The organism is Nonomuraea sp. IBHARD001 (assembly GCF_056106265.1).
Window position 1 is genome coordinate 2008611 of the sequence record NZ_JBWBBW010000002.1, and the last position, 18725, is coordinate 2027335.

Consider the following 18725-nt stretch of genomic DNA (forward strand, 5'->3'; position numbering starts at 1 on the left):
ACCCCGGTAAGCTCCACCGGGAAACAAGGGGGAGATCCGTGGCTCGTCGTACACCGGTGGTGTCGGGCGTCGTCGGCGTGTGTCTGGCGCTTGCCGCCTGTACGAGCGCCGGAGCCGCACCGGCGAAGACGACGACCACACCCGCGACCACGCCCACGGCAACGCAGAGCACCACCCCGAGCACCACGCCCCCGACCAGGACGACGACGCCGTCCCCGCCCCCGCCGAGCGACGGCACCCTGCAGATCCTCACCTACCGCGGCTACGCGGAGTACGGCGCGTCGGGGCCGAAGCGCAACTGGGTGGGGCCGTTCGAGAAGGTCACGGGATGCAGGGTGGCCAGACTGGACTCGGTGGGCACATCGGAGGAGATGGCCGTCAAGCTGGGCCAGCGCTCCTACGACGTGATCTCCGCCTCGCCCGACCTGGCCGCGCAGCTCGTCGCGGACCAGCAGGTGCAGCCGATCGACACGGCGAGGATCAGCGGCTGGGCCGACGTGACGAAGAAGCTCAAGCAGGGCCAGGGCCAGCAGGTCCACGGCATTCCGTACCTCTGGGGCTCCTACGACCTGCTCTACGACGTGAAGAAGGGTAAGCCGCGTTCGCCGCGTGAGCTGTTCGAGTCGGATCGGGCGGCGCTGCACGACAGTCCGATGACGATCGCGGACGTGGCCCTGGCCTACCGCGACGAGTTGGACGTCAAGGACCCCTACCAGCTCACGGCCGCCCAGCTCGACGGCGTCATGGCCAAGCTGGAGCAGCACGCCGACCGGCTGTACTGGAAGGACCCGCTCGACCTGGTCAAGGGGTTCGCGACGGGCGAGCTGGCGATGGCCCAGGCGACGCCGTACTATCGCGACCTGCTGCGGCGGGCCGGTAAGCAGGTGCCTTCGGTGAAGGTGAAGGCGTTGAAGACGCCGATGACGACCGGATGGGTCGATTCCTGGATGCTGGCGGCGAACGTCCCGAACCTGGACTGCGCCTACCGCTGGCTCGACTACATGTCCACCGCCGACGTCCAGCGCCAGGCGGCGGCGTGGGCGGGTCTCGCGCCGGCCAATCCGAAGGCGTGCAAGGGCGCGGCCAAGGAGATGTGCGAGATCTACGGCGTGGGCAGGCAGGCGAGGCTGGACAAGATCGCCTTTGCCGTTCGCCCACCGGGGGATTGCCGGGGCCAGGACGGGGAATGCACTGACTATGCCACCTGGACGACGCGGTGGCGGGGGCTGGTGAGCTGACCGGGGGCTTTCCTCTGCGTTAGAGCTGCGGGCGCGTCCGTCCCCCCGCTGGGCGCGGCCTGCCGGGGCGCCCGGCGTTCCCCCCGACCTGGGCGCCCCATCCCCCCACTCAAGCCTGTACGGCTGGCGCCCCGTCATGCCCACCGTGGGCACCGGGCAGGGGCCCGTCCATCACGCTCCTCCAGCAGGACTTCGGCGGGCGCCGCCACATCGCCCGCACACCCCGCACGCCCGCACGGGCTCCAGAATTTTGTCCGATTCCTCTAGTGACTGAATGACCAGTCAGTGGGTAGGGTCGGGCCATGCGAATCCTTCTTGTGGGGGCCGGCGGCGTCGGCTCCGCCGTTGTGCCCATTGCCGCTCGCCGAGATTTCTTCGAACACATCGTGGTCGCCGACTCCAAACAGAGCCGCGCGAGCGCCGCGGTCGCCCAGGTGGACGACCCCAGGTTCAGCGCCATCGCCCTCGACGCCTCCGACCGCGCCCAGGTCGAGGCCGCTATCGCCGAGCACCGGATCGACGTGCTGTTCAACGCCGTCGACCCGCGTTTCACGATGTCGCTGTTCGAGGCGGCGCTGAGCGCGGGCGCGCACTACCTCGACATGGCCATGTCGCTCAGCAGGCCGCACCCGCGCAGGCCGTACGAGTTGACCGGGGTCAAGCTGGGTGACGAGCAGTTCGCCAGGGACGGCGAGTGGCGGGGCAAGGGCAGGCTGGCGCTGGTCGGGATGGGCGTGGAGCCGGGGCTGGCGGATGTGTTCGCCCGGTATGCGGCCGACCATCTGTTCCAGAGCATCGACGAGGTGGGCATCAGGGACGGCTCGAACCTCGTCGTCGAAGGACACGACTTCGCCCCGACGTTCTCCATCTGGACCACGATCGAGGAGTGCCTCAACCCGCCCGTGGTGTGGGAGGACGGCGAGTGGCGCACGACCGAGCCGTTCAGCGAGCCCGAGGTGTTCGACTTCCCCGAGGGCATCGGCCCCGTGGAGTGCGTGAACGTCGAGCACGAGGAGGTCCTGCTGGTGCCGCGCTGGATCGACGCGCGGCGGGTGACGTTCAAGTACGGGCTCGGCGAGGAGTTCATCGGCGTGCTGAAGACCCTGCGCAAGCTGGGCCTGGACAGCGCCGACAAGCTGCGCGTTGGCGGCGCGGAGGTGGCGCCGCGCGACCTGGTGGCGGCCAGCCTGCCCGACCCGGCGACGCTCGGCGCGCTGATGCGCGGCAAGACGTGCGCGGGCACCTGGGTGAAGGGCGTGGGCAAGGACGGCGCCCCGCGCGAGGTCTACCTCTACCACGTGGTGGACAACGCCTGGTCGATGCGGGAGTACGGCTCGCAGGCCGTCGTGTGGCAGACGGCCCTGCATCCGGTCGTCGCACTGGAACTGCTGGCGCGCGGCGTGTGGCAGGGGGAGGGCGTGCTCGGCCCCGAGGCGTTCGACGCGGTGCCCTTCCTCGATCTGCTCGGCGACTACGGCTCACCGTGGGGCATGCGCGAGGAGAACGTGGTCGTCGCGGCCTGACCTCCGGCTCCGGTCAGTAGCCCGGGAAGGCGAGGACGGTGGCGAGCGGCGGGGCAGGGGCGAGCGCGTCGGCGCAGTCGTGGCAGGCCAGCACGGCGCAGTCGTCGGGCAGGCGGCCGACGCGTACTCTCGGACGCGGCCAGCGTTTGTGGCACACCACGCACGCGTCGCCGTCTCGCTGGGCCCACGACAGGCCATCAGGGTCGAATGTCACCATCACCCGCGCCGTCCTGCTCGGACCCCAGTCCATCACGCTCCTCGTGGCAGTCGTCCGGCCCTGTACCGCAACCGTTATAACCCTCTCTGCGATCAGGCCGACCCCGCTTGACGTCAAGAGAGGGTCAAATCCCCCCACTACTGCCCGCCGTACGGCAATAAAACGGGCATCCGACCGCAAGTCGGATGCCCGTTCTATTGGGATATGTCGATGGGACTACAGCGTCGACAGGCCCTTTTCGATGATCGACAGGCCCTCGTCGAGCAGGTGCTCGGGGATGACGAGCGGGGGCAGGAAGCGCAGCACGTTGCCGTAGGTCCCGGCGGTCAGCACCAGCAGGCCTTCGGCGTGGCAGAGCTTGGCCAGTTCGGCCGCGGCCGTCGGGTGCGGCTCCTTGGTGCCGGGCACGACGAGTTCGATGGCGATCATCGCTCCCCGGCCGCGTACGTCGCCGACGACGTCGAAGCGCTCGCGCATCGCGTTCAGGCGGGGCAGCATGATCTCGCCGATCCTGGCCGCCTTGGCCACCAGGTCGTCTGCCTCGATCGTCTCCAGCACGCCGAGCGCCGCCTCGCAGGCCAGCGGGTTGCCGCCGTAGGTGCCGCCGAGGCCGCCGACGTGCACCTTGTCCAGCAGGTCGGCGCGGCCGGTGACGGCGGCGAGCGGCAGGCCGCCCGCGATGCCCTTGGCGGTGCAGATGATGTCCGGCACGATGCCCTCGTCCTCACAGGCGAACAGCTGTCCGGTGCGGGCGAAACCGGTCTGCACCTCGTCGGCGACGAACACGATGCCGTTGGCCCTGCAGTACTCGGCGATGCGCGGCAGGAAGCCCTTGGCCGGCTCGATGAAGCCGCCTTCTCCGGCGATCGGCTCGATGACGACGGCGGCCACGTTCGAGGCGCCGACCTGCTTGTTGATCATGTCGATGGCCTGCGCGGCGGCCTCCTCCGCGCAGTTGTCCGCGCCGCCCGGCCAGCGGAACGGGTAGGCCAGCGGCACCCGGTAGACCTCGGGGGCGAACGGGCCGAAGCTGTGCTTGTACGGCATGTTCTTGGCCGTCAGCGTCATCGTCAGCAGGGTCCGGCCGTGGTAGCCGTGGTCGAACACCACGACGGCCTGCCTGCCGGTGGCCGCGCGTGCCACCTTGACCGCGTTCTCCACGGCCTCGGCGCCGCTGTTGACCAGGAACGTGCGCTTCTCGTGCGTGCCCGGCGTGAGCTCGTTGAGCCGCTCGCAGACACTCACGTACGACTCGTACGGCGCGACCATGAAACACGTGTGGGTGAAGTCGGCCACCTGGCGCTGGACGCGTTCGACGACGCGGGGAGCCGCGTTGCCGACATTCGTGACCGCGATGCCGGAGCCGAAGTCGATCAGGGAGTTGCCGTCGGCGTCCACCACGACGCCGCCGCCCGCGTGGGTCACGAAGACGGGCAGCGTGGTGCCGATGCCGGGCGGCACGGCCGCCTGCTTGCGCGCGAACAGCTCCCTGGACTTCGGGCCGGGGATCTCGGTGACGAGGCGGCGCTCCTGCGGAAGCGAGGGGCCTCCCTGAATGTTGGTCATGACTGTGACGGTAAGCCCACCGCCCACCAGCGCCGATATGTCGCCATGGCACAATGGCAACGACCAGCTTGGCCGGAATGGATAACTATGGCGCCCTCACTCGACATCGTCGTGCGACGCATGCGACTGCGGGTGCTCGCGGGTTCCACCGACCATCCCGTGCGCTGGGTCGCGGTCAGCGAGCTCGAGGACCCGACGCCGTTCCTCGAAGGCGACGAACTCGTCCTGACGACCGGTATGCGGTTGGCCGCGCCCTACGACGACTATGTCGCCAGGCTGACCGCTCGCGGGGTGGCCGGGCTCGGGTTCGGCGTGGGGCTGAGCCATGCCGAGGTGCCCGCCGAGCTGGTCGCCGCCGCCGGGGCGGCCGGGCTGCCGCTGCTGGAGGTGCCCAGGCGCACGCCGTTCATCGCGATCGGCAAGACCGTGAGCGAACTGCTGGCCGCCGAGCAGTACGAAGAGCTCAGCCGGGCCTTCGCCGCGCAGGGCAGGCTGACCAGGGCCGCGCTGCTGCCCGAAGGCACCCATGCGGTCATCGACAGGCTCGCGGCCGAGGTCGGCGGCTGGGCGATGCTGCTCGACGAGTCGGGCGCGGTGCGCCACGCCACCCGCGACGCCAGGCCCGCCGCCGTCACCGCCGAGCTGGAACGGCTGCGCGGGACCGGTCGCGACCAGGTGGCCAGCCTGTCGCTGTCGACACCGGGCGAGCACATCATCGTGCAGCCGATCGGCGCGCTGCGCAGGGTGCGCGGGTACTTCGCCGTGGGGGCGCCGATGGCGTTCAGCCCGGTCGTGCACACGGTGGTCAACGCGGCGGGCTCGCTGCTCACCCTGGCCGTCGAGCAGCGCGGGCAGCAACTCGCCGCCGTGCGCCGGTTGCGTTCGGCCGTGCTCAGGCTGCTGGTGGCGGGGCGGGTCGCCGAGGCCCGCGAGGTGCTCGGCACGCTGGGCGAGCTGCCCGCGGGCGAGGTCGTGGTGCTGGCCACCGAGGGGGAGTCGGCGCTGGATGCCATGGAGGGACGCGTGTTCGCCGCCTTCCTCGACGACGAGGGCCCGGTGATCGCCCTGCTGCCCGCCGGTGACGCGCTCGTCTTCGACCTCGAACCTGTCGGTCTCGGCTCGCCCGTCCCGCTCGGCGACCTGGCCACCGGCGTCGAGCAGGCCGTGCGCGCCCTGGACACCGCCAGGCGCAGCGGAGGCGCGATGCGGTTCGCCGATCTGGCGGGCCAGGGGCTGCTGTCGCTGCTGGACCCGGCCGCCGCCCAGGCGTTCGCCGCCGCCGTGCTGGCACCGCTGCGCGACTACGGCTCGAAGGCGGACCTGGTGGAGTCGCTGCGCGCCTACCTGGGCAGCAACGGGCACTGGGATTCCGCCGCCCAGCATCTCGGCATCCACCGGCACACCCTGCGCTACCGGATGAAACGCGTGTCCGAACTCCTCGGCAGGAACCTCGACGACCCGGGCGTACGCGCCGAGTTGTGGATCGCGCTGAACTGGGCCCGCTGACGACCGCTGAACCCGGGCCTGCTGACCTATCGAACCCGGGCTCGTTGACCTATCGCTGCACGAGGTAGCAGCAGATGGTGGCCGTGGTGACCGCGTCATAGGTACGGCTGTCGCGCAGGTGTCCGGCGCGTTCCAGGCTGATCGCACCCTGCGCGGCGGCCCAGAGGGCGTCGGCGATCTTGCGGGGCTGGGTCGGCACGAGGTACCCGGCCGAGATGCAGTCGGCGATCACCCGGTCCAGGATGTTGAGCGCCGCCCTGGCCAGGGTCCTGGCCCGCTCGCTCGGCTCGAAGCCGGGGATGGCGCGCTCGAACATGAGGCTGTAGTAGCCGGGCTCGGACAGGCAGGCCTCGCGATAGGCCGGGCCGAGCGCCGCGAGATGCTCGAACGGGTCCTTGCGGGCGGGCACCTTGTCCAGATGCCGTCTGAAGCGTTCGAAGCCCTCCAGGTAGAGCGCCTCGGCCAGGCCTTCCTTGCTGCCGAACATCGTGTAGATCACGGTCGTCGAGCAGTCGGCCTCGCTGGCGATCCTGCGCATGGACAGGCTGTCGGGGCCGTCGCTGACCAGCAGGGCGCCCGCCACGTCGAGCAGGCGCGAACGCAACTCGTCGTGCGAGGCGCGCTCGCCGAGCAGATAGGCGCCTTGCAGCCCGAGCGGCGCCGAGGGGTTCATGGCCACGCCCTTCTGCTCGGGGGCCCGCCGCACTCGGAACCCACTCACTTGATGTAGCCGGTCCGGGCTTTCCCTAAACCGCGCTCCGCCAATAAACATCCCGCTTTGGTGGTAGTTGTGTTACAGAACCGGGAAAAATACATGCTTATGCGTAACGGAGTGGTGAGTGGAGAGTGTTGTGCACTCCGGCGCAAGGATGAGGCGTCTGCGGTGTCATAGCGTCATGGCATGGATGTCCGCCCCTTCTGGCTCGCCGGCCGCCCCACCACCGGGGACGCCGAGCTCACCGTGACGAACTCCCACGACGGCCGTACCGTGGGTGTCTACTCTGTTCCGACCGCCGAGCAGGTCGAGGCGGCCGTCGCCGCCGCGGACGCGGTGCGCAAGCAGGCCGCGGCCCTGCCGATCCACGTCCGGGCCGAGGCGCTCGCACATGTGGCCCGCCGCCTGGCCGAACGGGCGGAGGAGATCGCCCAGCTGATCACCGGCGAGAACGGCAAGCCGATCCTCTGGGCCAGGGGCGAGGTGAACCGGGCGGTCTCGACCTTCCGTTTCGCCGCCGAGGAGACGCGCAGGTTCTCCGGCGAGGCCATGCGGCTCGACACCGAGCCCGCGGCCACCGGCAGGCTCGCCTACATCTCGCACGTGCCGCGCGGGCCCGTCCTGGCGATCACGCCGTTCAACTTCCCGCTGAACCTGGTCGCGCACAAGGTCGCGCCCGCCATCGCCGTCGGCGCGCCCGTCATCGTCAAGCCCGCGCCCGCGACGCCGCTGTCCTCGCTCGTGCTCGGGGAGATCCTCGCCGAGACCGACCTGCCCGCCGGGATGTTCTCGGTGCTGCCCGTGCCCAACGACCGGGCCGCCGGGCTGGTCGACGACCCCAGGCTGCCGGTCGTGTCGTTCACCGGGTCAGGGCCCGTCGGCTACTCGCTGCTTGAGCAGGTGCCGCGCAAGCACGTCACGCTGGAGCTCGGCGGGAACGCCGCCGCCGTCGTGCTGGCCGACGCCGACCTGGACTGGGCCGCCTCGCGGGTCGCGCTGTTCTCCAACTACCAGGCCGGGCAGAGCTGCATCGCCGTCCAGCGGGTGATCGTCGAGGAGTCGGTCGCCGACGCGTTCGTCGCCAAGCTGCTGCCCGCCGTCGACGCGCTCGTCACCGGTGATCCGCTGGACGACAAGACGCAGGTCGGCCCGCTCGTCTCCGAGGCCGCCGCCGAACGCGTCGAGCAGTGGATCGCCGAGGCGGTCGCGTCGGGCGCACGCGTCCTGGCCGGTGGCACCCGCTCGGGCGCCACCGTGGCCCCCACCGTGCTGGCCGACGTGCCGGCCGAGTCCAAGGTCTCCTGCGAGGAGGTCTTCGGGCCCGTCATGATCATCCAGCGGGTCGCATCGGCCGACGAGGCCTTCGCCTGCGCCAACGCCTCCAAGTACGGCCTGCAGGCGGGCGTCTTCACCCGCTCCCTCGACCTCGCCTTCCGCGCGAACCGCGAGCTGGAGGTGGGCGGCGTGATCATCGGCGATGTGCCGTCCTACCGTGCCGACCAGATGCCCTACGGCGGCGTCAAGGAGTCGGGCATCGGGCGGGAGGGTGTGCGCTCGACGATGATGGACCTGACGTACGAGAAGGTCATGGTGATCACCGGGGTGTCGCTCTAGGTGGTTCACGCCCTGGCGGGACCGTTCTCGCCAGGGCGGCGTCCCCTGGGCGTCAGGCCCGCTCGGCCGTGGCGTAGAGCTGCTTGGCCGACTCGCCGAAGTACGGGCCGTACATGGTGGAGCGGTCGTCGCTGTACTTGAAGCTGCTCACCGACATCAGGGTGCCCTTGCCGGTCGAGGCGTCGAAGGGCGAGAGCCAGGGGCCGCCGCTCGAACCGGCGGTCATGGCGCAGCCGAGGCCCTGGTCGCGGGTCTGCTCGTGCGGGTCGTCGTGCACGCGGCCCGCGCAGTAGATGAGCTCCTCGCCGTCGTAGGGCGGGTCCGCGGGGAAGCCGAAGCCGTGGACCTGGCCGCCTCTGGCGGTGTTGAAGGCGATGTTCTGCGCGCCGACGGCGTCGGTGACATGACGGCCGCCCGCGGTGTTGAGCGCGACCATGCCGAGGTCGTAGGAGTCGTTGCCCGAGCGCGACCACGGCCCGGCGACGAACATGCGCCTGGCGGTGAAGGAGCCGTTGGGCCGCCCGCCGCCCGCCTGGTAGCCGGGGACGAACGTCCAGTTGTCGGCCCACGAGCCGGTGCCGTCCTTGACGCAGTGCCCGGCGGTGACGACGACGTCCTTGTTGGTGCTCTTGACCGTGCTGGCCGAGCAGACGAAGTCGAGGCCGTCCATGGTGAGGAAGACGCGGCCCGTGGTGCTGACGACCGCGCCGCCCGCGGCCCAGCGCGCGCCCGTGGTGGTGGCAGCCGGCTGGGCGGCGTGTCTGCTGGGGGTCACCACCTTGCCGCTGCCGCCGGTGAGGTCCGGCCTGGTGGTCAGGCCGCCGGAGCCGGTCAGCCCGCTGAGCAGGCCGCCGTCCTTGGTCAGGCCGTCCTTGGGCAGGGCGTCCTTGGTCAGCGTGCCCTTGGTGACGGTGCCGAGCAGGTCGATGGGCAGGGCGGCGGCCATGCGCTGCGGCGTCCAGTAGGCCAGCACGCGACTCTGGTCGACGGCGGTCGCCGCGGCCGCGTGCTCGACGACGTCGGGGCGCTTGCCGACAGAGGTGACGGCGGGGACGGCGGGCACGGCGGGTCGCTTGGCGGGGCTGCTGAGCACCGGGGTCTGCTGGATGGGCGTCACGCCGATGAGGGGTGCGCCCATCAGCCCGGCGACGAGCGGAGCGGCCGCAAGCAGGGGGAGGCTCGGGGTCATGGGGACCGAGTGTGCACTACGACATGTGTTCTTGTGACTACTTTCGGTAAATCAGGTGAGGGTATCGCGGCCGAACGAGGAGGGTATCCCGGCAGCGGTCAGCGCACGTCTGTGTTTTGCGCGGCGTTGTAGACGGCCTGGGCTTCGGTCCCGAAATAGGGGCCGAACATCCAGTTCGTGGCAAAGCTGTATTTGAAGCTGTTCACCGAATTCTGCGTCCCGAGCCCGGTCGACTCGTTGAAGCTCAGGAACCACGGGCCACCGCTCGACCCACCCGTCATCGTGCAGGTCAGCCCGAGATCGCGCGAGGTCAGGAAGTCGTCGAACGCCCTGCCGCTGCAGTAGGTCAGCTTCGACCCGTCGTACGGCGCGGCGGCGGGATAGCCGAAGGAGTGCATCTGCTGCCGTCTGGCCTGGTTGAACGCCACCCCCTGCCCGCCGACGACCTCGGTGAGCGTCCTGCCGTCGAGGGGCGCGACCACGGCGGCGGCGACGTCGAAGTTGATGTCCTCTCGGGCGTTCCACTGCGGTGTGGTGAGCAGGGTGGTGGCCACCCAGGTGCCGAGCGGACGCTGCCCGCTGACATAGCCGGGCACGAACACCCAGTTGGTGTGGAAGGCGCCTCCCATCTTGACGCAGTGGCCCGCGGTGAGCACGGTGCTCTCGTTCGCGCTGGTCACGGCCGTGCCCGAGCAGGAGGCGCTGCGGCCCTGGTAGGTGAAGAACACCCGGCCAGCGGTCTTGGCGACGGCGCCGCCACCCGTCCACGTGCTGCCCTGCGTGGCCTTGGCGACGGTGGGCCTGCGCGGGTCGTCCTCGTCGTCGGGGGGAGTCGTGGGCTGGGTGATCCACGGGATGCCGGTCGAGGGTTCGCCGGGCGCGCCCATCTTGGCCGACGACGACTTGGGCGTGCTCACGTCGAGCGGCACCGCGTTCTCCATCTTCGCCTCCGTCCAGTACTTCTGGACGACGCGCTGCTCGGCCTTGGTGTCGGCGGCCTCCTCCTCGACCGGCGGTTTCGGAGCGGGTACGGCGCTCGCGGCGGCCGGGTGCAAGGCGGCGGCCGAGGCGATGACGAGGGCGGGGAGCAGAGCGAGTCTGCGGTGCATTGCGAACCTCCCTGGACGGATCCTGAACCGGATCTGAGGTTGGAAGGTAGCGAGCCCAATATCCCCATTTCTCAATATTTGCGGGTATGGATATAACGGAATTCCGGCATAAAACCCCTCGTTTATCAGGCGTCTCTGTGGTCCCCGCGCGGAGGGGCGTACGAGGGCTTGGTGGACAATGGGCGGGTGCACTCAGACCTTTCTCCCCGCTCCGTCGCCGCACCCGGTTCACCCCGCTCCGTCGTCGTGCTCGGCTCGACCGGTTCGGTGGGCACCCAGGCCCTGGACGTGATCTCCCGCAATCCCGGCGCCTTCACGGTGGCGGGGCTGGCCGCGGGAGGGGGCAGGGCCGATCTGCTCGCCGCCCAGGCCGCGCGGTTCGGCGTCGATGTGGTCGCCGTGGCCGATCCCGCCGCCGTGCCCGCGTTGCGCGAGGCGCTCGCCGCGCTCGGCGTCGCGCCGAGGGTGCTGGCCGGGCCCGAGGGGGTCGCCGAGGTCGCGGCCTGGCCGTGCGACGTCGTGCTCAACGCCGTCACGGGCGCGCTCGGCCTCACCTCGACGCTGTCGGCCCTGCGGGCGGGGCGCACGCTCGCGCTGGCCAACAAGGAGTCGCTGATCGTCGGCGGGCCGCTGGTCAAGGCGCTGGCGGCGCCGGGCCAGATCCTGCCGGTCGACTCCGAGCACTCCGCGCTGCAGCAGTGCCTGTGGGCGGCCGGGCCGCGGGGCGAGGAGAGCGAGCACGCGGCCGGGCGGGTGCGCAAGCTGGTGGTGACCGCGAGCGGCGGCCCGTTCAGGGGGATGAGGCGCGGCGAGCTGCACGACGTGACGCCGGAGGCGGCGATGGCCCATCCCACCTGGTCGATGGGCCCGGTGATCACCATCAACTCGGCCACGCTGGTCAACAAGGGCCTGGAGGTGATCGAGGCGCATCTGCTGTTCGACATCGGCTTCGACCGGATCGACGTCGTCGTGCACCCGCAGTCGATCATCCACTCGATGGTGGAGTTCGTCGACGGCTCGACGATCGCCCAGGCGAGCCCGCCCGACATGCGGCTGCCGATCGCCCTGGCCCTGGGCCATCCCGGCCGGGTGCCGGACGCGGCGAGCGCGGTCGACTGGACCCGCGCGCACACGTGGACGTTCGAACCGCTCGACGACGAGGCCTTCCCGGCGGTCGCCCTGGCCAGGCACGTGGGCGCCGAGGGCGGCACCGCGCCCGCCGTCTACAACGCGGCCAACGAGGTCTGCGTGGCGGCCTTCATCGAGGGCAGACTCCCGTTCCTCGGCATCGTGGACACCGTGGCCAAAGTGGTGGAAGAGCACATAGTCCAGCCCGCGACAAGCGTCGAAACCGTCCTCGCTGCCGACGAATGGGCACGTAGAAGAGCTAACCACCTCACAGCCGGATAAATGTACGCGTTCTGAACGACGTCCCCAGCCTGTCCAAATCCCGGCCTAGACTGGATGAGTCGTCGACAAAGCAAGGGTTGAAATGACATCTGTAGCTCTCGGCATCCCGTCCGTACGGCCCAAGCCGATCGCCGAGCGGCGCCCATCCCGTCAGATCATGGTCGGCTCCGTCGCGGTCGGCGGTGACGCCCCCGTCTCGGTGCAGTCGATGACCACCACCGTCACCGCGGACGTCAACGCCACGCTGCAGCAGATCGCCGAGCTCACCGCCTCCGGCTGCCAGATCGTCCGCGTCGCCGTGCCCTCGCAGGACGACGCCGACGCCCTGCCGATCATCGCCAGGAAGTCACAGATCCCGGTCATCGCCGACATCCACTTCCAGCCGAAGTACGTCTTCGCCGCCATCGAAGCCGGCTGCGCCGCCGTCCGCGTCAACCCGGGCAACATCAAGAAGTTCGACGACAAGGTGGGCGAGATCGCCAAGGCGGCGGCCGAGCACGGCGTGCCCATCCGCATCGGCGTCAACGCGGGCTCGCTCGACCCCCGCCTGCTGCAGAAGTACGGCAAGGCCACGCCCGAGGCGCTGACGGAGTCGGCGTTGTGGGAGTGCTCGCTGTTCGAGGAGCACGGCTTCCGCGACATCAAGATCTCGGTCAAGCACAACGACCCCGTCGTCATGGTCCAGGCCTACCGGCTGCTGGCGGCCCGGTGCGACTACCCGCTGCACCTCGGTGTGACCGAGGCGGGCCCGGCCTTCCAGGGCACGATCAAGTCGGCGGTCGCGTTCGGCGCCCTGCTGGCCGAGGGCATCGGCGACACGATCAGGGTCTCGCTCTCGGCGCCTCCGGTCGAGGAGGTCAAGGTCGGCAACCAGATCCTGGAGTCGCTCGGGCTGCGCGAGCGCGGGCTGGAGATCGTCTCCTGCCCCTCGTGCGGGCGGGCCCAGGTCGATGTCTACACCCTGGCCGAGCAGGTGCAGGCCGGGCTCGAAGGGCTCAAGGTGCCGCTGCGGGTCGCGGTCATGGGCTGCGTCGTCAACGGTCCCGGCGAGGCCAGGGAGGCCGACCTCGGCGTCGCCTCGGGCAACGGCAAAGGCCAGATCTTCGTCAAGGGCGAGGTCATCAAGACCGTGCCGGAGTCGCAGATCGTCGAGACGCTGATCGAGGAGGCGCTGCGCCTGGCGGAGCAGATGGGCGTCGAGATCGACTTCGACGACGACGACGAGAACGCCGGTCCCCAGGTCGTCGTCGGCTGACCCGTCATCGGGCGAAAGCGGTTCTTGGGCAAGCTTCTGGCAATACACTGCGTACACACTTCCTCACTCTGAGAGCATCTCCAGCGTTCTATGAGCAGAGGAGATCGAGTGAAGCGCGTCGTCGGGATTGTCAGTGGGGTGGCGTTGCTGGCCGTCGGCATCGGGGGAGCCGACGGAGCGGCCGCCGCCCGGGTGGGTGAGATCGAGTGGGGGTCGTGCGCCGAGCCGCAGGAGCGGTCGGTGCTGGGCGACGTGTTCGGCGGTCTCGGGCTGTTCGGCACGGCGCAGGCCGAGCCCGAGACCGGCGGTGTCGAGTGCGCCATGGTCAGGGTGCCGCTCGACCACACCAGCCCCTACGGCCAGAGCATCAAGATCGCGATCAACCGGATCAAGGGCAAGGTCTCCCGCGACCACAACCACCTGGGCACGCTGCTGGTCAATCCGGGTGGTCCGGGCGCCTCGGGCCGCGACCTGGCCGAGTACGTCGCCGCCGCGCTGCCGCCCAAGCTGGCCGAGCGCTTCGACGTCGTCGGGTTCGACCCGCGCGGCGTCGGCCGCAGTGAGCCCGCACTGCACTGCGTCGACCCCGAGCGCTACTACGCGCCGCCGCGCCCCGACCACGTGCCGAGGAGCAGGGCCGAGGAGCAGGTGCTGGTCGGCCGGGCCAAGGACTACGCCCAGCGCTGCGGCAACCTGTGGTCGTGGATGCTGCCGCACCTGACCACGGCCAACGCGGCCAAGGACCTCGACGTCGTCAGGCGGGCGCTCGGCGAGGACAAGGTGAGCTACCTGGGCTACTCCTACGGCACCTACCTCGGAGCCGTCTACGCCTCGCTCTTCCCCCAGCACGTCAAGCGGCTCGTCCTGGACAGCGTCGTCGACCCCAAGGGCGTCTGGTACGGCGCCAACCTGGCCCAGGACGCGGCCTTCGACCGCAGGCACCGCGACTTCCTGGCCTGGACCGCGGCCAACAACAAGGTCTACCGGCTCGGCAGGACGCCCAAGGCCACCACCTTCGCCTGGTACGCCATGCGAGACCGGCTGCGCGCACGTCCGGCCGAAGGCATCGTGGGGCCGAGCGAACTCGACGACATCTTCACCGTCGGCGGCTACACCGACGCCGTCTGGCCGCAACTGGCCGCCGCCTTCTCCGCCTATGTGAAGAAGGGCCAGACCGCCCCGCTCATGCAGTCCTACCGCCAGCACGCTCAGCAGGACGCGGGCGACGAGAACGGCTACGCGGTCTACCTGGGCGTGCAGTGCCGTGACGCCGCCTGGCCGCGCGACTGGGCCAGGTGGCGTTCGGACATGAGCAGGCTGCACAGGAAGGCGCCGTTCCTGACCTGGCCCAACGCCTGGTACAACGCGCCGTGCGCCTTCTGGGACGTGCCGGGTGGCAAGCCGCCTGTGATCGAGTCGTCGCCGGAGCTGCCGCCGATCTTGATGATCCAGTCGCGCAAGGACGCGGCGACGCCGTACCCGGGGGTGTTGAGCATGCGGGCTCTGCTGCCGGGGGCCAGGCTGGTGACCGATCCCGGTGGCAACCACGGGATCTCGCTGGCGGGCAACGCCTGTGTCGACCGGCATCTGGCGGCCTATCTGAAGGACGGCACCCTTCCGGCCGCGAAGATCACGCGGTGCCCGGGGCTGCCCGCGCCGAAGCCGGTCGCCAGGATGGCCTCGGGCACGGCGGGGCACCTCAAGCTGACCGAACTGCTCGGGGCTGCTCGGTAGGTGACAGGTAGGCGTCGGTTCACCGCAAAGCGGAGAGGGTCGCGTAGTCTGACCCGTGTGATGCTGCGTACTACGGCGTCGCGCGTACTCGACGACTTCGACAGGGACGAGGCGCTCGCGCTTCTCGACACCGATCCGGTCGCGAATGTCTTCGTCGCCTCCAGGGTGCGGACCGTCGGCCTCAGTCCGGCCAGGCTCGGCGGCCAGATGTGGGGATTCGGGCCGCGGGGCGCACTCACGTCGCTGTGCTACGCCGGCGCCAACCTCGTGCCGGTCAACGCCGGGAGCGAGGCCGTGCACGCGTTCGCCGACAGGGCGCGCAAGCAGGGCCGTCGCTGTTCCTCCATCGTGGGCCCCGCGCCCGCGGTGGAGTCCCTGTGGGAGCGGCTGCAACCGCACTGGGGCCCGGCCAGGGCGATCCGCTGGGCCCAGCCGGTGATGGCGACCTCGCAGAAGGCGCCGGTCGCGGCCGACCCGCTGGTGCGCAGGGTGATGCCCGAGCAGTTCGAGACGTTGCTGCCCGCGTGTGTGGCGATGTTCACCGAAGAGGTGGGCATCTCGCCCAACGGCGGCGACGGCGGCGCCCTGTATCGCACGAGGGTGTCGGAGCTGATCAGGATCGGCCGCTCCTATGCCCGGATCGAGGACGGCCGGGTCGTGTTCAAGGCGGAGATCGGCGCGGTGACGCCGCAGGCCTGCCAGATCCAGGGCGTCTGGGTCCATCCCGACCTGCGGGGCCAGGGCTACGCGGTGGCCGGGATGGCGGCCGTGGTGGAGCAGGCGCTGGCCTGCTTCGCGCCGGTGGTCTCGCTGTATGTCAACGACTTCAACTCCTCGGCCCGCGCGGTCTACCGCAAGGTCGGCTTCCGTGAGGTCGACACGTTCATGTCGGTGCTGTTCTAGCGTTCAGAGCACCAGGCGGGCGAAGAGGCGTCGCAGCTCGGCCTCCGGATCGGCGGTGAGTCCGGCATGCACGGGGCCGGTCTGCACGATCGTGCTCCTGGGGGCCGTCAGCCAGCGGAACCTGCTGCCCAGCGACTCCCGGGCCAGCGGCCCCCGCTCGTCGCCGCACGACAGCTCGTAGGCCGACAGCGCCCGGCGCACCCCCTCGGGCTCGGCCTTCGGGTCGAGCGCCCGCAGCCTGGCCTCGTCCAGCGCGACCCTGGCGCACAGGTAGGCGCGGGGCTGGCAGTACAGCAGCACGCCCGCGTTGATCTGCTCGCCCCGCTCCATCTGCGGAATGACCCGGATGACGGCGTATTCATAGATCTCGCGCATGCTCAGGCCCCCCGGTGGAAAGCGCCGACGGAGCCGGGACCCTGCTTGGGCCTGCCGCCCGTGGAGGCGCCGAGCCAGGCGCGTGGCCCGTGCGCCCTGGCCAGCAGATGCTCGACATACGCCTGACGTACGGCGTCGGCGGAGTCGAAGCCGGGCTCGTCGTCGAGCCAGGCGCCCGGCACCAGCGAGGTGACCTCGTCGAGCAGGTCGCGGTCGATCCTGGCGGCGAGGTCGGCGCCGACGTCCTCGGTGGCGAAGGGCGCGAGCACGTGGTCGCTCGCGTCGAAGGGACGTTGCGGGTCGGCCGACTTCCAGTTGTGGTGGAACCACAGCGAGGCGCCGTGGTCGATGAGCCAGACGTCGCCGTGCCAGAGCAGCAGATTGGGATTGCGCCAGCTGCGGTCGACATTGTGGATCAGCCCGTCGAACCACACCACCTGCGAGGCGAAGACCGGATCGGGGTCGGCCCAGGTGAGCGGCTCGAAGCCGAGCGCTCCCGGCAGGAAGTCGACGGCGAGATTGCGACCGGCGCTGGCGTTGAGCAGATCCTGGATCTCCTCGTCCGGCTCGCGCAGGCCGAGCTGCGGGTCGACGTCGATCACCTTGAGCTCGGGGGTGCGCAGGCCGAGCCGTCTGGCCAGCTCGGCCGCCACGACCTCGGCGACCAGCACCCTGCGGCCCTGCCCGGCGCCGACGAACTTGACGGCATAGGTGCCGAGGTCGTCGCCCTCCATGACGCCGGGCAGCGACCCGCCCTCCCGCAGGGGCGTCACGTAGCGGGTCGCGGTGATCTCATCCAGCACGCCGTCCAGGCTATCGGGTCGCCCGGTCGCGGATGGCGGCGAGCATCATGCGCCTGATCAGCCCGCTGCCGAGCCTGATGACCAGCCAGTACCTGCCCATGGCCCGGCGGGCGGCCGGGCTGGTGGCGTGCACCTTGGTCTCGGTGATCAGCCGGATGCGCCCGTCGTCGCCTTCGAGGCGGAAGACGAACACCCCCTTGGCGTAGCCGGGCAGGTCGAAGGACTCGAACGCGGCACGGTCGGCGAAGGCGGCGTTCTGCGCCCGGCCGAGCCGCCACCATTGGCCGATCGTCGCCTGCACCACCTCGTGGCCGTGCTCCTCGGCGAGCGTGACGAAGGCGGGCACGCGCTTGGCCGCCGTGCCGGTCGTCACCCGTGAGATCAGGTCGCGCACGGCGAACAGCGGTTTGGCCGCCTTGAGGTCGCCGGGCTCGAACGTGGTGAGCGCCTGCCACACCCGCTCGCGCGTGGCGGGCACGGTGACCTCGTGGCGTTCGGCGAAGTGCCAGGCCGGCAGGATCGCGTCAGCGGCTGAAGGCACGGCCGGCCTCCGTGGCGAGGTTGGCGAGCAGCTGCTCGATCACCTTGTCGTGCTGCCGTCTGATGATCAGCGGCCACAGGAGCCTGAACGCGCCCGGCGGCCTGCCCTTGACCTCGTGCCGCACCAGTGTGCCGGTGCGGACGGGCCGCAGTGTGAAGCCGTGGCCGAAGCCGTCGTCGATCGTGAACCAGAGCCGCTCGCCGTGCTCGACGCTCTCGACGCGGTAGACGCGGCCGAGGTGATGGACGGGCGCGCCCGGCCGCAGCCCTTCGGGCAGCCCGAACCCGCTGCCCGGGTAGTGCCGCTCGACGTCCAGCAGCAGGGACCAGGCCTCGTCCGGCGTGCAGGGGAGCACCTTTTCGTGCACGTTGTAGATCATCGCCGTGCCTCCATACGGTTGCGTATGGCATGACTATACGCCTGCGTATGGCAGGCTGGTCGCATGGGTCGGTTGACAGCGGAGGACTGGGCGAAGGCGGCACTCGAAGCGCTGGCCGAAGGCGGCCTGGCGGCCGTGGCCGTGGAGCCGGTCGCGGTACGGCTCGGCGCGACGAAGGGCAGCTTCTACTGGCATTTCGCCAACAGGCGTGCGCTGGTCGAGGCGGCGCTGAAGGAGTGGGAGGACAGCACCGAAGAGGTGATCGCCGAGATCGAGGCGATCGCCGACCCGGCCGCGCGCATGCTCACCCTGCTGGAGCTCGCCTACGGCGACATGCGCGACGCGTCGGTGTCCTTCAGGCTGATCAGCGCGGCCGACGACCCCGCCGTGCACGAGATCGCCCGCAGGGTCAGCACCCGCAGGCTGAGCGTCATGCAGGCCGCGCTCGAACAACTCGGCCAGTCGCCGCAGGAGGCCAGGGCGAGGGTGGTGGCCGGATACGCCAGCTACCTGGGGCTGGCCGGGCTGATCAGGATCGGCGCCGTCGCCGAGGCCCCCGCCGACATCATCGGACAGGCGATGCGCGAACTCGGCGTCACCCCTGTGCCGTGACGAACGGGGAAGGCCTGGTTTCTCCGCGTTCGCGAT

At 70.5% G+C, this 18725-nt stretch carries 18 protein-coding genes; 9 read left to right on the top strand and 9 right to left on the bottom strand.

Going from position 1 to position 18725, the window contains the following annotated elements; genetic code table 11:
• The first annotated feature begins 38 nt into the window (after window positions 1–38).
• Both ACTWNK_RS11385 and ACTWNK_RS11390 read left to right on the top strand, forming a co-directional pair.
• Entirely contained in the window at window positions 39–1238 is a 1200-nt protein-coding gene (locus ACTWNK_RS11385) for an extracellular solute-binding protein (protein ID WP_474303858.1), read from the top strand.
• Between the two features lie 302 nt (window positions 1239–1540).
• Window positions 1541–2761: a saccharopine dehydrogenase family protein gene (locus tag ACTWNK_RS11390; RefSeq protein WP_474303859.1), complete on the top strand. Its 1221-nt coding sequence runs from the start codon at window positions 1541–1543 to the stop codon at window positions 2759–2761.
• Between the two features lie 13 nt (window positions 2762–2774).
• On the opposite strand, the gene ACTWNK_RS11395 is transcribed toward ACTWNK_RS11390, so the two are convergent.
• Window positions 2775–3011, bottom strand: coding sequence for a hypothetical protein (locus ACTWNK_RS11395; RefSeq protein WP_474303860.1), 237 nt, complete (start codon window positions 3009–3011; stop codon window positions 2775–2777).
• Window positions 3012–3194: 183 nt separating this feature from the next.
• Window positions 3195–4544: a 4-aminobutyrate--2-oxoglutarate transaminase gene (gene gabT / locus ACTWNK_RS11400; RefSeq protein ID WP_474303861.1), complete on the bottom strand. Its 1350-nt coding sequence runs from the start codon at window positions 4542–4544 to the stop codon at window positions 3195–3197.
• 87 nt (window positions 4545–4631) lie between these two features.
• Here gabT and ACTWNK_RS11405 point away from each other — a divergent pair, with 87 nt between their 5' ends.
• The gene (locus ACTWNK_RS11405) at window positions 4632–6050 is read left to right on the top strand and encodes a PucR family transcriptional regulator (RefSeq protein WP_474303862.1); all 1419 of its coding nucleotides are present in this window, start codon (window positions 4632–4634) and stop codon (window positions 6048–6050) included.
• Window positions 6051–6099: 49 nt separating this feature from the next.
• Here the strand turns inward: ACTWNK_RS11405 and ACTWNK_RS11410 are convergent, their stop codons facing one another.
• A complete protein-coding gene (locus ACTWNK_RS11410) occupies window positions 6100–6771 on the bottom strand; it encodes a TetR/AcrR family transcriptional regulator (RefSeq protein WP_474303863.1) in 672 nt (223 codons plus the stop codon).
• Window positions 6772–6951: 180 nt separating this feature from the next.
• Here ACTWNK_RS11410 and ACTWNK_RS11415 point away from each other — a divergent pair, with 180 nt between their 5' ends.
• Window positions 6952–8379, top strand: a complete 1428-nt coding sequence (locus tag ACTWNK_RS11415) for an aldehyde dehydrogenase family protein (protein WP_474303864.1) — start codon at window positions 6952–6954, stop codon at window positions 8377–8379.
• Between the two features lie 52 nt (window positions 8380–8431).
• On the opposite strand, the gene ACTWNK_RS11420 is transcribed toward ACTWNK_RS11415, so the two are convergent.
• Together ACTWNK_RS11420 and ACTWNK_RS11425 are read right to left on the bottom strand one after the other, a co-directional pair.
• On the bottom strand, window positions 8432–9568 hold the full coding sequence (locus ACTWNK_RS11420; protein ID WP_474303865.1) for a trypsin-like serine peptidase: 1137 nt from the start codon (window positions 9566–9568) through the stop codon (window positions 8432–8434).
• 98 nt (window positions 9569–9666) lie between these two features.
• Window positions 9667–10677 (bottom strand): trypsin-like serine peptidase, encoded by a 1011-nt coding sequence (locus tag ACTWNK_RS11425; RefSeq protein WP_474303866.1) that lies wholly within the window; start codon window positions 10675–10677, stop codon window positions 9667–9669.
• Between the two features lie 186 nt (window positions 10678–10863).
• On the opposite strand from ACTWNK_RS11425, the gene dxr reads away from it, so the two are divergent.
• The 4 genes from dxr to ACTWNK_RS11445 all read left to right on the top strand — a co-directional run bounded on the left by dxr (window position 10864) and on the right by ACTWNK_RS11445 (window position 15979).
• Window positions 10864–12087: a 1-deoxy-D-xylulose-5-phosphate reductoisomerase gene (gene dxr, locus ACTWNK_RS11430; RefSeq protein WP_474303867.1), complete on the top strand. Its 1224-nt coding sequence runs from the start codon at window positions 10864–10866 to the stop codon at window positions 12085–12087.
• An 82-nt stretch (window positions 12088–12169) separates the two neighbouring features.
• Entirely contained in the window at window positions 12170–13342 is a 1173-nt protein-coding gene (gene ispG, locus ACTWNK_RS11435) for a flavodoxin-dependent (E)-4-hydroxy-3-methylbut-2-enyl-diphosphate synthase (protein ID WP_474303868.1), read from the top strand.
• A gap of 108 nt (window positions 13343–13450) precedes the next feature.
• A complete protein-coding gene (locus ACTWNK_RS11440) occupies window positions 13451–15076 on the top strand; it encodes an alpha/beta hydrolase (protein WP_474303869.1) in 1626 nt (541 codons plus the stop codon).
• A 60-nt stretch (window positions 15077–15136) separates the two neighbouring features.
• Window positions 15137–15979, top strand: coding sequence for a GNAT family N-acetyltransferase (locus ACTWNK_RS11445; protein WP_474310894.1), 843 nt, complete (start codon window positions 15137–15139; stop codon window positions 15977–15979).
• A gap of 3 nt (window positions 15980–15982) precedes the next feature.
• Here ACTWNK_RS11445 and ACTWNK_RS11450 read toward each other — a convergent pair whose 3' ends face one another.
• From ACTWNK_RS11450 to ACTWNK_RS11465, 4 genes are read right to left on the bottom strand one after another with little or no spacing between them, the layout of a single operon-like run.
• On the bottom strand, window positions 15983–16354 hold the full coding sequence (locus ACTWNK_RS11450; RefSeq protein WP_474303870.1) for a DUF3037 domain-containing protein: 372 nt from the start codon (window positions 16352–16354) through the stop codon (window positions 15983–15985).
• 2 nt (window positions 16355–16356) lie between these two features.
• Window positions 16357–17157, bottom strand: a complete 801-nt coding sequence (locus ACTWNK_RS11455; RefSeq protein WP_474303871.1) for a HipA family kinase — start codon at window positions 17155–17157, stop codon at window positions 16357–16359.
• A 10-nt stretch (window positions 17158–17167) separates the two neighbouring features.
• Complete coding sequence (locus ACTWNK_RS11460; protein ID WP_474303872.1) at window positions 17168–17698, bottom strand: hypothetical protein; 531 nt, start codon at window positions 17696–17698, stop codon at window positions 17168–17170.
• Window positions 17682–18077, bottom strand: a complete 396-nt coding sequence (locus tag ACTWNK_RS11465) for an SRPBCC family protein (protein ID WP_474303873.1) — start codon at window positions 18075–18077, stop codon at window positions 17682–17684. The genes ACTWNK_RS11460 and ACTWNK_RS11465 overlap by 17 nt, the downstream gene beginning before the upstream one ends.
• A 63-nt stretch (window positions 18078–18140) precedes the next feature.
• Here ACTWNK_RS11465 and ACTWNK_RS11470 point away from each other — a divergent pair, with 63 nt between their 5' ends.
• Window positions 18141–18689: a TetR/AcrR family transcriptional regulator gene (locus ACTWNK_RS11470; protein WP_474303874.1), complete on the top strand. Its 549-nt coding sequence runs from the start codon at window positions 18141–18143 to the stop codon at window positions 18687–18689.
• Window positions 18690–18725: the final 36 nt, after the last annotated feature.